At 59.3% G+C, this 12,459-nt stretch carries 10 protein-coding genes, 3 tRNA genes and 1 riboswitch; of the genes, 12 read left to right on the top strand and 1 reads right to left on the bottom strand.

The genetic code is table 11. The annotated features are described in order from the left end of the window. Nucleotides 1-14: 14 nt before the first annotated feature. The 5 genes from astA to astE all read left to right on the top strand — a co-directional run bounded on the left by astA (nucleotide 15) and on the right by astE (nucleotide 5,354). Nucleotides 15-1,040: an arginine N-succinyltransferase gene (gene astA / locus LOY68_RS24190; RefSeq protein WP_054044755.1), complete on the top strand. Its 1,026-nt coding sequence runs from the start codon at nucleotides 15-17 to the stop codon at nucleotides 1,038-1,040. After that, the gene (gene astD / locus LOY68_RS24185) at nucleotides 1,037-2,506 is read left to right on the top strand and encodes a succinylglutamate-semialdehyde dehydrogenase (RefSeq protein WP_265045828.1); all 1,470 of its coding nucleotides are present in this window, start codon (nucleotides 1,037-1,039) and stop codon (nucleotides 2,504-2,506) included. The genes astA and astD overlap by 4 nt, the downstream gene beginning before the upstream one ends. Nucleotides 2,507-2,645: 139 nt before the next feature. Next, nucleotides 2,646-3,992 (top strand): N-succinylarginine dihydrolase, encoded by a 1,347-nt coding sequence (gene astB / locus LOY68_RS24180; protein WP_163912742.1) that lies wholly within the window; start codon nucleotides 2,646-2,648, stop codon nucleotides 3,990-3,992. A 51-nt stretch (nucleotides 3,993-4,043) separates the two neighbouring features. After that, nucleotides 4,044-4,331, top strand: coding sequence for a hypothetical protein (locus LOY68_RS24175; RefSeq protein ID WP_010457234.1), 288 nt, complete (start codon nucleotides 4,044-4,046; stop codon nucleotides 4,329-4,331). Between the two features lie 12 nt (nucleotides 4,332-4,343). Beyond that, nucleotides 4,344-5,354 (top strand): succinylglutamate desuccinylase, encoded by a 1,011-nt coding sequence (gene astE / locus LOY68_RS24170; protein WP_163912744.1) that lies wholly within the window; start codon nucleotides 4,344-4,346, stop codon nucleotides 5,352-5,354. A gap of 157 nt (nucleotides 5,355-5,511) precedes the next feature. On the opposite strand, the gene LOY68_RS24165 is transcribed toward astE, so the two are convergent. Further along, on the bottom strand, nucleotides 5,512-6,021 hold the full coding sequence (locus tag LOY68_RS24165; RefSeq protein ID WP_054044746.1) for a 6,7-dimethyl-8-ribityllumazine synthase: 510 nt from the start codon (nucleotides 6,019-6,021) through the stop codon (nucleotides 5,512-5,514). Nucleotides 6,022-6,123: 102 nt separating this feature from the next. Then, a riboswitch (FMN riboswitch) is annotated at nucleotides 6,124-6,294 on the bottom strand. A gap of 197 nt (nucleotides 6,295-6,491) precedes the next feature. Here LOY68_RS24165 and ltaE point away from each other — a divergent pair. The 7 genes from ltaE (at nucleotide 6,492) to LOY68_RS24130 (ending at nucleotide 12,454) form a co-directional block, all read left to right on the top strand. Further along, nucleotides 6,492-7,496: a low-specificity L-threonine aldolase gene (gene ltaE / locus LOY68_RS24160; protein ID WP_265040399.1), complete on the top strand. Its 1,005-nt coding sequence runs from the start codon at nucleotides 6,492-6,494 to the stop codon at nucleotides 7,494-7,496. 146 nt (nucleotides 7,497-7,642) lie between these two features. Continuing rightward, nucleotides 7,643-10,261, top strand: coding sequence for an alanine--tRNA ligase (alaS, locus tag LOY68_RS24155; RefSeq protein WP_054044742.1), 2,619 nt, complete (start codon nucleotides 7,643-7,645; stop codon nucleotides 10,259-10,261). Between the two features lie 90 nt (nucleotides 10,262-10,351). Then, nucleotides 10,352-11,593 (top strand): aspartate kinase, encoded by a 1,242-nt coding sequence (locus LOY68_RS24150; protein WP_054044740.1) that lies wholly within the window; start codon nucleotides 10,352-10,354, stop codon nucleotides 11,591-11,593. A 186-nt stretch (nucleotides 11,594-11,779) separates the two neighbouring features. Beyond that, nucleotides 11,780-11,968 (top strand): carbon storage regulator CsrA, encoded by a 189-nt coding sequence (gene csrA, locus LOY68_RS24145; protein ID WP_003178872.1) that lies wholly within the window; start codon nucleotides 11,780-11,782, stop codon nucleotides 11,966-11,968. A 62-nt stretch (nucleotides 11,969-12,030) separates the two neighbouring features. Then, nucleotides 12,031-12,121: transfer RNA gene (locus tag LOY68_RS24140), tRNA-Ser, on the top strand. A gap of 107 nt (nucleotides 12,122-12,228) precedes the next feature. Beyond that, nucleotides 12,229-12,305: transfer RNA gene (locus tag LOY68_RS24135), tRNA-Arg, on the top strand. Between the two features lie 72 nt (nucleotides 12,306-12,377). Next, nucleotides 12,378-12,454: transfer RNA gene (locus LOY68_RS24130), tRNA-Arg, on the top strand. Nucleotides 12,455-12,459: the final 5 nt, after the last annotated feature.

Here is a 12,459-nt window from a genome sequence, read left to right as displayed (position 1 = left end):
TTTGAGGAGATAGCATGATCGTTCGTCCCGTACGCAGCAGCGATTTACCCGCTCTGATCGACCTGGCCCGCAGCACTGGCACCGGCCTGACTACCTTGCCGGCCAACGAAGAACGTCTGGCCCATCGGGTCGGCTGGGCCGAGAAAACCTTTCGCGGCGAAGCCGGGCGGGGCGATGCGGACTACCTGTTCGTGCTCGAAGACGACAACGGCCGGGTGGTGGGGATTTCCGCCATCGCTGGCGCGGTCGGCCTGCGTGAGCCCTGGTACAACTTCCGGGTCGGCCTGACGGTCAGCGCCTCGCAAGAACTGAACATCTATCGCGAAATTCCGACGCTGTTCCTGGCCAACGACCTGACCGGCAACTCCGAGCTGTGCTCGCTGTTCCTGCACGCCGATTTCCGCAATGGCCTCAATGGCCGGCTGCTGGCCAAGGCGCGGATGTTGTTCATCGCCGAATTCCCGGAGCTGTTCGGTAACAAGATCATTGCCGAGATGCGCGGTGTGTCCGACGACGCCGGGCGTTCGCCGTTCTGGGAAAGCCTGGGCCGGCACTTCTTCAAGATGGAATTCAGCCAGGCGGATTACCTGACCGGCGTCGGCAACAAGGCGTTTATCGCCGAACTGATGCCGAAGTTTCCGCTGTACACCTGCTTCCTGTCGCCAGACGCGCGCAACGTCATCGGCCAGGTTCACCCGGACACCGAGCCGGCCCTGTCGATGCTCAAGAGCGAAGGTTTCAGCTATCAGGGCTACGTCGATATTTTCGACGCCGGCCCGTCGGTGGAATGTGAAACCGGCAAGATCCGCGCGGTCCGCGACAGCCAGGCGCTGGTGCTGGCCATCGGCACGCCGGGGGATGACGCCACGCCTTTCCTGATTCACAACCGCAAGCGCGAAGACTGCCGTGTCACTGCCGCGCCAGCTCGCTTCGCCGCCGGCACGTTGGTGGTTGATCAGTTGACCGCCAAACGCCTTCATCTCAACGCCGGCGATCAAGTGCGCGCCGTTCCGTTGTCCGCTGCTCGGGAGTCGAAATAATGAATTCGCTATACATCGCAGGTGAATGGCTGGCCGGCCAGGGTGAAGCCTTTCAATCGCTGAACCCGGTGACCCAACAAGTACTGTGGACCGGCGAAGGCGCCACCACCGCTCAGGTTGAATCCGCCGTGCAAGCCGCGCGTCAGGCGTTCCCGGGCTGGGCCCGTCGCACCCTCGACGAGCGCATCAGCGTATTGGAAGCCTTTGCCGCCGCCCTGAAAAACCACGCTGACGAACTGGCTCGCTGCATCGGTGAAGAAACCGGTAAACCCCTGTGGGAATCGGCGACTGAAGTCACCAGCATGATCAACAAAATCGCGATCTCGGTGCAGAGCTACCGTGAACGTACTGGCGAGAAGAGCGGCCCGTTGGGCGACGCCACTGCCGTGCTGCGCCACAAGCCACACGGTGTGGTCGCGGTGTTCGGTCCTTACAACTTCCCGGGTCACTTGCCGAACGGTCACATCGTCCCGGCGCTGCTGGCCGGTAACAGCGTGCTGTTCAAGCCCAGCGAACTGACGCCGAAAGTCGCCGAGCTGACGGTCAAGTGCTGGATCGAAGCCGGGCTGCCAGCGGGTGTGTTGAACCTGCTGCAAGGCGCTCGCGAAACCGGTATCGCCCTGGCGGCGAACCCTGGGATCGACGGTTTGTTCTTCACCGGTTCGAGCCGCACCGGTAATCACCTGCATCAACAATTTGCCGGGCGTCCGGACAAAATCCTCGCGCTGGAAATGGGCGGCAACAATCCATTGGTGGTCGACGAAGTCGCCGATCTGGATGCCGCGGTTTACACCATCATTCAGTCGGCATTCATTTCCGCCGGTCAGCGTTGCACCTGTGCCCGCCGCTTGCTGGTGCCGCAAGGCGCTTGGGGCGACACGTTGCTGGAGCGTCTGGTGGCGGTCAGCTCGACAATTGACGTCGGTGCGTTCGACCAGACGCCGGCACCGTTCATGGGCTCGGTGATTTCCCTCGGCGCTGCGAAAGCGTTGATGGATGCCCAGGAACATCTGTTGGCCACTGGCGCAGTAGCGCTGCTGGAAATGACTCAGCCTCAGGCTCAGGCCGCGTTGCTGACCCCGGGCATTCTGGACGTTACCGCCGTTGCCGACCGTCCTGACGAAGAGCTGTTCGGTCCGTTGCTGCAAGTGATCCGCTACGCTGATTTTGAAGCGGCGATTGCTGAAGCCAACGACACCGACTATGGCCTGGCGGCCGGTTTGCTCTCTGATTCCGAAGCGCGTTACCAGCAGTTCTGGCTGGAAAGCCGCGCCGGTATCGTCAACTGGAACAAACAGCTGACCGGCGCTGCGAGCAGCGCGCCATTCGGCGGCGTCGGCGCCTCGGGCAACCACCGCGCCAGCGCCTACTACGCCGCAGATTACTGCGCGTACCCGGTGGCTTCGCTGGAAACCCCGAGCCTGGTGTTGCCTGCGACCCTGACGCCTGGCGTGCGGATGGCGTAACGGCCATTCGCGAGCAGGCTCGCTCCCACAGGGTTGCGCAAAACCTGTAGGAGCGAGGCTTGCCCGCGAAAGCCGCGCCTCGGTCTTATTGAATTGTTACCTGATGCCTATAACAACAGATTCTCGTGGAGCCTCGCTGATGAAATCCTATGAAGTCAATTTTGACGGTCTAGTGGGGCCGACCCATAACTACGGCGGCCTTTCCTACGGCAACGTCGCGTCCCAGAGCAACAGCCAGCAGTCTTCGAACCCGAAGGAAGCGGCGTTGCAGGGCCTGGCAAAAATGAAGGCCCTGATGGAAATGGGCTTTCAACAAGGCGTGCTCGCACCGCAAGAACGCCCGGATGTCGCCGCTTTGCGCCGCTTGGGTTTCAGCGGCACCGACGCTCAGGTCATTGAGCAGGCGGCTAAAGATGCGATGCCGCTGCTGGTCGCCAGTTGCTCGGCATCGAGCATGTGGGTGGCGAACGCCGCCACTGTCAGCCCGAGCGCCGACACCGCCGATGGTCGCGTGCATTTCACCGCCGCCAACCTGAACTGCAAATATCACCGCAGCATCGAGCACCCGACCACCAGCCGCGTGCTCGGCGCCATGTTCGCCGACCAGAAACACTTCGCGCACCACGCCGCATTGCCGGCCGTGGCGCAGTTCGGTGACGAAGGCGCGGCCAACCACACCCGTTTCTGCCGTGAATATGGCGAGGCTGGTGTCGAGTTCTTCGTGTTCGGTCGCAGCGCGTTCGATAACCGTTACCCGGCACCGCAGAAATACCCGGCACGCCAGACCCTCGAAGCCTCCCAGGCTGTTGCGCGTTTGCACGGCTTGAGTGATGACGGTGTGGTTTATGCCCAGCAGAATCCTTCGGTGATCGATCAGGGCGTGTTCCATAACGACGTGATCGCCGTGGGCAACGGCGAGGTTTTGTTCTATCACGAGGATGCGTTCCTCGACACCGAACAGATGCTGGCCGAGCTTTCCGGAAAACTCGCAAAAGTCGGTGGGAAATTTCAGTCTGTCTGTGTGCCGCGTTCGGCGGTCAGCGTAGAGGACGCGGTTCGTTCCTACTTGTTCAATAGCCAGCTGCTGTCGCGTCCTGACGGCTCCATGCTCTTGATCGTGCCGGAAGAATGCCGTGGCAACGAGCGCGTCTGGCAATACCTGCAAGGTTTGACCAGCTCTGGCGGGCTGATCCGCGAAGTGAAAGTCTTCGATCTGAAGCAGAGCATGCAGAACGGCGGTGGCCCGGCTTGCCTGAGACTTCGCGTGGCGCTCAACGAAACCGAACTGGCGGCGGTCAATCCAGGGGTTATCATGACGGCACCGTTGTACGGCACGCTGACCGAATGGGTCGACAAGCACTACCGCGACCGCATGACCGAAAACGATCTCGCGGACCCGCAATTGCTGCTTGAATGCCGGACGGCACTGGATGAACTGACGCAAATCCTTAAACTGGGCGCGGTTTATCCATTCCAGATCAATTAAAGGCTGGCGCTTCGAGCGCCGCTTTTATCTCCAGACGAGAGCGTAATAGACATGAGCGATACCCTGCAGCTGATCCTTGAAGACACCGACGGCACGCAACTGGAAACCTCCTGCACCCGCGTCGCGGTCCTGTGGCAAGGCAAAGAGCTGTGGATCCAGCAAGACGGCCGCGGCCAATTGCTGATCGGCGTGGACGTCGAAGAAGGCGATGCTGAATACGCAAACCTGCTGCTGCGCCCATTGGCGACTAATCTGGTAAGTCTGCAACTGGAAATGGAACCGGCCGAAGTCGGTGACGAAGACCACGTGCACGGCCCGGATTGCGCACACGACCACTAAGGAAACCGCTCTATGCTCGCCCTCGGCAAACTGCTTGAACTGACCCTCGCCGGCCGCGAACCGGCGGAGAAGACTCAACTGACTGTCGAAGGCGTGCGGATGCGCTGGTTGAGCGAAGGTGCGCTGGAAGTCCGGCCACCTGAAGCTCGCGACAATGGCCTGGACTTGCTGCTGTCAGCGGGGATCCACGGCAACGAAACAGCGCCGATCGAGTTGCTCGATCGCCTGTTACATGACATCGCTCGCGGCGACCTCAAGCCGCGCGCCCGTATTCTGTTCCTGTTCGGTAACCCCGAGGCGATCCGTCGCGGCGAGCGTTTCATCGAGCAGGATGTCAATCGGCTGTTCAACGGCCGTCACGAGCAAAGCAGCGGTTCCGAAGCCCTGCGTGCTTGTGAACTGGAACGACTGGCGGCGAGTTTCTTCAGCCTGCCGGACCGCGACCGTCTGCACTACGACCTGCACACCGCGATTCGTGGCTCGAAAATCGAGCAGTTCGCGCTGTACCCGTGGAAAGAAGACCGCCTGCATTCACGCCGGGAACTGGCTCGTCTGCGCGCCGCCGGCATGGAAGCGGTGCTGCTGCAGAACAAGCCGTCCATCGTGTTCAGCTCCTACACCTACGACAAGCTCGGTGCCGAGTCCTTTACTCTCGAATTGGGCAAGGCCCGGCCATTCGGACAGAACTCCGGGGTCAACGTCGATCTGCTGGAAACCCGCCTCAAACAGATCATCGAAGGTAACGAACCGCCCTTGGCCGAAGCGTCGCTGGACGGTTTGCAGTTGTTCAGCGTGGCACGGGAAATCATCAAGCACAGCGATAGCTTCCGCTTGAACCTGCCAGCGGACATCGAGAACTTTTCGGAGTTGGAAGTGGGTTACGTGCTGGCCGAAGACATCGCCCAGACCCGCTGGATCATCGAAGAGAAGGGCGCCCGGATCATTTTCCCGAACCCCAAGGTCAAGAACGGCCTGCGCGCCGGCATCCTGATCGTGCCGACCACAGACGAAAACCTGGCCTGAGCACAACGCAAAACCAATGTGGGAGCGGGCTTGCTCGCAAAAGCGGTAGATCAGTCAACAAAGTAGTCGACTGACAGTCCGCCTTCGCGAGCAAGCCCGCTCCCACATTTGATTTGGGTGAATTCAAAGATCCCACCCAAACCACAGGATTGTCGTTTTAGACCGCTACCGCGCGTGGCTCATTGCGACGCAGCGCTCGCGTCTTGTGCAGCGTATCCGCACAGGTCTTCGCCGCTTCCTGGCCCTTGTGCACGAAATGCTCGAAGAAGAACTTCTGATGTTCTTCACCGGCATGGAAGTGATGCGGGGTCAGGACCACCGAGAACACCGGCACTTCAGTTTCCAGCTGCACCTGCATCAGGCCGCTGATCACCGATTGGGCGACGAATTCGTGACGGTAGATCCCGCCGTCCACCACCAGACCTGCGGCAACGATGCCGGCATAACGACCGGACTTGGCCAGCAGCTTGGCGTGCAACGGGATTTCAAAGGCGCCGCCGACTTCGAAGAAATCGATATCCGATTCCTGATAGCCCTGGGCAATCATTTCGGCGAGGAAGCCTTTACGGCTCTGGTCGACGATTTCCTTGTGCCAGCAGGCCTGGATGAACGCGACGCGCTCGCCCTGATGGTTTTTGCTTTTGCTGTCGATTGCGGTGGGTTGCATGTTCTGGTTCCTGTTTGTGTGAAAAACAGGGCTTATGAATCGAATGGGATTTAAGGGTACGCGCGCTCGCAAAAATGCGTGCAAACGGCCCTTTGGCGCCAATCCCGTTCTCTCTTCATCCGGACTATGACCGTCGGCCCCGGGATCACACCGGGTCTGCTGACCTTGCCGCCAGTCACCGCCGAAGCCGTACTGTCACCAAGCGCTCGCGGGCTATGCGCATTGCGCGCAATTACCGCCGGTGGGGAGTTGCACCCCGCCCTGAGAACGTTTTGCCGCCAGATTGTTTGGCGGCGAAGCGTTTTTACCACATATTTCTCGCCTGCGCATTGCTGCTTTCTGATGATTGATATCGGGTTTTTCGAAGCAGCAATGCGCCTTTTCCTCGCCTAAGGGTTGATTATTCGCCGGCGTGCCCGCAGTAATTCCACTTGGAAAATGATTTCCCCCTGATTACCGAGGCCAGATTTATGAGCGTTATCGATCTTCGCAGCGACACCGTCACCCAACCGACCGCAGGGATGCTCGACGCGATGGCCAACGCGGCCACGGGTGACGACGTTTACGGTGAAGATCCGACGGTCAATCGTCTGGAAGCGGAACTGGCAAAACGGCTGGGTTTTGCCGCCGCGCTGTTCGTGCCGACGGGCACCATGAGCAACCTGTTGGGTTTGATGGCGCATTGCGAGCGTGGCGACGAATACATCGTCGGTCAGCAGGCTCACACCTATAAGTACGAAGGTGGCGGTGCGGCCGTACTCGGCTCGATCCAGCCGCAACCGCTGGAAGTGCAAGCCGATGGCTCGCTGGACCTGGCCCACGTGGCTGCCTCGATCAAGCCCGACGACTTCCATTTCGCGCGCACTCGCTTGCTTGCGCTGGAAAACACCATGCAGGGCAAGGTCCTGCCATTGGAGTACCTGGCCAAGGCGCGCAGTTTCACCCGCGAACACGGTCTGGTCCTGCACCTGGATGGCGCGCGTCTCTACAACGCCGCGGTCAAACTGGGTGTCGATGCCCGGGAAATCACTCAGCACTTCGATTCTGTTTCGGTCTGCCTGTCCAAAGGCCTGGGTGCGCCGATTGGTTCGGTGCTTTGCGGCACGACCGAGTTGATCGCGAAGGCGCGTCGCCTGCGTAAAATGGTCGGCGGCGGCATGCGTCAGGCCGGGATTCTGGCGGCGGCAGGGTTGTATGCTCTGGACAACAACGTTCAGCGACTGGCCGACGATCACGCCAATGCGCAATTTCTGGCTGATGGCCTGCGTAAGGCCGGTTACGACGTCGAACCGGTGCAGACCAACATGGTTTACGTGCAGATGGGCGACAAGGCCGAAGCGATCAAGGCGTTCGCGGGCGAGCGCGGCATCAAGCTGAGCGCCGCCGGCCGTCTGCGGATGGTCACGCACATGGACGTCAGCCGTGCACAAATCGAGCAGGTCATCGCGACATTCGTCGAGTTTTCGCGCAACTGACAGCGTTAGCCGTCCAATTGACCGTTTCTATCGTATAAACACGCTGTACCCCGCGCGCAGGGCCGATATAATGCGGCCCTTTGCCGTCGCTTCGTCTGTTGACGTTTCGCACAGGCCTTTGGCCGCAGCCTCCGTGGAAGAACCTAATGAAAAGCGCAGAAATCCGTGAAGCCTTCCTTCGCTTCTTCGAAGAGCAAGGCCACACCCGTGTAGCCTCCAGCTCTTTGATTCCGGGCAACGACCCAACCCTGCTGTTCACTAACGCGGGGATGAACCAGTTCAAGGACTGCTTCCTGGGCCAGGAAAAACGTGCGTACACCCGTGCGACCAGCAGCCAGAAATGCGTGCGCGCCGGTGGCAAGAACAGTGACCTGGAAAACGTCGGTTATACCGCTCGTCACCACACGTTTTTTGAAATGCTGGGTAACTTCAGCTTCGGTGATTATTTCAAGCACGACGCGATCACCTACGCCTGGACCTTCCTGACCGGTGTCCTGAAACTGCCCAAGGAAAAACTCTGGGTAACCGTCTATGCCACGGACGACGAGGCTTATGACATCTGGACCCAGCAGATCGGTGTACCGGCCGAGCGCATGATTCGCATCGGCGACAACAAGGGCGCGCCGTACGCGTCCGACAACTTCTGGACCATGGGCGATACCGGCCCGTGCGGTCCCTGCACCGAGATTTTCTACGATCACGGCGAGCACATCTGGGGCGGCCCACCGGGTTCGCCGGAAGAAGATGGCGACCGTTACATCGAGATCTGGAACAACGTGTTCATGCAGTTCAACCGCACCGCCGACGGCGTGTTGCATCCGCTGCCAGCGCCATCGGTAGACACCGGCATGGGCCTGGAGCGGATCAGTGCGGTGATGCAGCACGTTCATTCCAACTATGAAATCGACCTGTTCAAGAACTTGCTGAGCGCTTCGGCCCAGGCGATTGGTTGCAGCAATGACGACCAGTCTTCGCTCAAGGTGGTTTCCGACCACATCCGTTCGTGCGGTTTCCTGATCGCCGACGGCGTGCTGCCGTCCAACGAAGGTCGCGGCTATGTACTGCGCCGGATCATTCGTCGCGCGTGCCGTCACGGTAACAAGCTCGGTGCCACTGGCAGCTTCTTCTACAAGATCGTTGCTGCGCTGGTGGCCGAGATGGGCGAAGCCTTCCCGGAACTCAAGCAGCAACAAGCCAACATCGAGCGCGTGCTCAAGGCTGAAGAAGAGCAGTTCTCCAAGACCCTGGAGCACGGCCTGAAGATTCTCGAGCAGGATCTGCTGGAACTCAAAGGCACCGTGGTGCCGGGCGACGTGGTGTTCAAGCTGTATGACACCTACGGTTTCCCGATGGACCTGACGGCTGACATCGCTCGTGAACGCAACCTGACGGTCGACGAAGTCGGCTTCGAACGCGAGATGGAAGCCCAGCGCGTACGTGCGCGTTCGGCCAGTTCGTTCGGCCTGGACTACAACACGCTGGTCAAGGTTGACGTGGCGACTGAGTTCACCGGCTATAAAGCCACCAGCGGTTCGGCGAAGATTGTCGCTATCTATAAAGATGGCCAGTCGGTCGACGTATTAAGTGAAGGCGAAGAGGGCGTGATCGTCCTCAATCAGACGCCTTTCTACGCTGAGTCCGGCGGCCAGATCGGCGATTGCGGTTATCTGCAACTCGGCAGCAGCCGTTTCGATGTGCGTGATACCACCAAGACTGGCGGTGCTTTCCTGCACCACGGTGTAGCGGTGTTGGGCAGCCTGACCATCGGCGCGCCGGTAGAAACCCACGTTGATGCCGAAGTGCGTCACGCCACTTCGCTGAACCACTCGGCGACGCACTTGCTGCACGCCGCATTGCGTCAGGTGCTGGGCGAACACGTTCAGCAGAAAGGTTCGTTGGTCGACAGTCAGCGTCTGCGCTTTGACTTCAGCCACTTCGAAGCGATCAAGCCTGAGCAGTTGAAGGCTCTGGAAGACATCGTCAACGCTGAGATCCGCAAGAACTCCGCGGTGGAAACCGAAGAAACCGACATCGAAACCGCCAAGCAAAAAGGCGCCATGGCGCTGTTTGGCGAGAAGTACGGCGACAACGTGCGCGTGCTGAGCATGGGCGGCGACTTCTCCGTCGAACTGTGCGGTGGCATCCACGCCAACCGTACCGGCGACATCGGCCTGCTGAAAATCATCAGCGAAGGCGGTGTGGCTTCCGGCGTGCGTCGTATCGAAGCGGTCACCGGCGCCGCGGCGCTGGCATACTTGAACGCTGCGGAAGAACAACTCAAGGAAGCGGCTAACCTGGTCAAGGGCAGCCGCGACAACCTGATCGACAAGCTGTCGGCTGTGCTGGAGCGCAACCGTCTGCTGGAGAAGCAACTCGAGCAGTTGCAAGCCAAGGCAGCCAGCGCGGCGGGCGACGATCTGTCGGCCTCTGCGCTGGATGTCAAAGGCGTGAAAGTGCTGGCCGTGCGTCTGGACGGTCAGGACGGCAAGGCGCTGCTGGCGCTGGTCGATCAATTGAAGAACAAACTCGGCCGCGCAGTGATCCTGCTCGGCAGTGTCCATGAGGAAAAGGTCGTTCTGGTTGCAGGCGTAACCAAGGACCTGACTGGCCAACTCAAAGCCGGTGATTTGATGAAGCAAGCCGCTGCGGCAGTGGGCGGGAAGGGCGGTGGTCGTCCGGACATGGCGCAGGGCGGTGGTGTAGACGCCGGTGCGCTGGACGCGGCATTGGCCCTGACCGTTCCATTTGTAGAGCAGGGTTTATAAGGCGGTTTGCCGAACCCGTGGTCTAGTGACGGGTTCGGCAACTGTTTGAGTGATTATTGGGCGCCCTTCATGGGCAGAGGCGGCTTTGAAATGGCTTTGATCGTACAGAAATTTGGAGGCACCTCGGTCGGCACTGTCGAGAGAATCGAGCAGGTCGCCGACAAGGTTAAGAAATTCCGCGATGCCGGCGATGACCTGGTGGTTGTGCTGTCTGCAATGAGCGGCGAGACCAACCGTCTGATCGATCTGGCCAAGCAAATCAGTGGCGACGGTCAACCGGTTCCGCGTGAGCTGGATGTGATTGTTTCCACTGGTGAGCAGGTGACGATTGCCCTGTTGGCCATGGCGCTGATCAAGCGCGGCGTGCCAGCGGTGTCCTACACCGGTAACCAGGTGCGGATTCTGACGGACAGCGCGCACAATAAAGCGCGTATCTTGCAGATTGACGACCAGAAGATTCGTGGTGATCTGAAGGCGGGTCGTGTGGTGGTTGTCGCCGGTTTCCAGGGCGTCGACGAGCACGGCAACATCACCACCCTCGGTCGTGGCGGTTCCGACACCACCGGCGTGGCACTGGCAGCAGCCTTGAAAGCTGATGAATGCCAGATCTACACCGATGTGGATGGCGTCTATACCACCGACCCACGCGTGGTGTCCGTGGCCCAGCGCCTGGACAAGATTACCTTTGAAGAGATGCTGGAAATGGCCAGCCTCGGTTCCAAGGTATTGCAGATCCGAGCGGTGGAATTCGCTGGCAAGTACAACGTTCCGCTGCGCGTACTGCACAGCTTCAAGGAGGGTCCGGGCACCCTCATTACTATTGATGAAGAGGAAACCATGGAACAGCCGATCATTTCCGGCATCGCTTTCAACCGCGATGAAGCCAAGCTGACCATCCGTGGCGTGCCAGACACCCCGGGTGTTGCGTTCAAGATTCTTGGGCCAATCAGTGGCGCGAACATTGAAGTCGACATGATCGTGCAGAACGTTGCGCACGATAACACCACCGACTTCACCTTCACCGTACACCGCAATGACTTCCAGGCCGCACAAACCGTGCTGGAAAACACCGCTCGCGAGATCGGTGCCCGTGAAGTCGTGGGTGACATCAAGATCGCCAAGGTCTCGATCGTCGGCGTCGGCATGCGTTCTCACGCCGGTGTGGCCAGCCGCATGTTCGAATCCCTGGCCAAGGAAAGCATCAACATCCAGATGATCTCGACCTCGGAAATCAAAGTCTCCGTCGTGATCGAAGAGAAGTATCTGGAACTGGCTGTGCGCGCTCTGCACACGGCTTTCGAACTGGACGCGCCTGCCCGTCAGGGCGAGTGACGTTTACCGAAGGGCGCGGTCTGACCGCGCCCTTCGTCTTTTTTGAATAGCGCGACCCAGGAACTGTTCTTTTGCTCGCGCTGGTCAATACTCAGGCATGTAGGGCTGCGATCGTAACGGTTGTAGGTCGAGTGCCTTTTTTTTGCAGACTGTTGTCCCTGAACTGTAATGCGTGAGGAGAAAGGTATGCTGATTCTGACTCGTCGGTGCGCAGAAAGCCTGATTATTGGTGATGGCGAAATCACCGTGACCGTGCTCGGCGTCAAAGGAAATCAAGTGCGTATTGGCGTTAACGCGCCTAAAGAGGTTGCTGTTCACCGTGAGGAAATCTACTTGCGGATCAAGAAAGAGAAGGACGACGAACCAAGCCATTAATTTTTATCGTTTTTTATGTTTGCAAACGGGGAAAAGGTTGGTTAAGATACGCCCCGTGTTGCGGAGAGCTGGCCGAGTGGCCGAAGGCGCTCCCCTGCTAAGGGAGTACACCTCAAAAGGGTGTCGGGGGTTCGAATCCCCCGTTCTCCGCCATTATTTGCGTAGTACGTTGTAATCTGGCTTCTTCGGTAAGTTGTTGAAATTACTAGAAAAAGTGTTTGACATAGAGATTAGACGGCCTATAATGCGCGGCAACAAATGCACTCGTAGCTCAGCTGGATAGAGTACTCGGCTACGAACCGAGCGGTCACAGGTTCGAATCCTGTCGAGTGCACCATTTAAGAGTTGTTTGCAGTAATGCGAGCGACTTTGCTTCAGCCAGTTGTGGTCTGGTTTAAAAACACAAAATGCACTCGTAGCTCAGCTGGATAGAGTACTCGGCTACGAACCGAGCGGTCACAGGTTCGAATCCTGTCGAGTGCACCAAACAC

Origin of the sequence: Pseudomonas sp. B21-053, from assembly GCF_026016365.1 — a bacterium.
Classification (GTDB): Bacteria; Pseudomonadota; Gammaproteobacteria; order Pseudomonadales; family Pseudomonadaceae; genus Aquipseudomonas; species Aquipseudomonas nunensis.
This window is presented reverse-complemented; position numbering and strand designations above follow the sequence as displayed.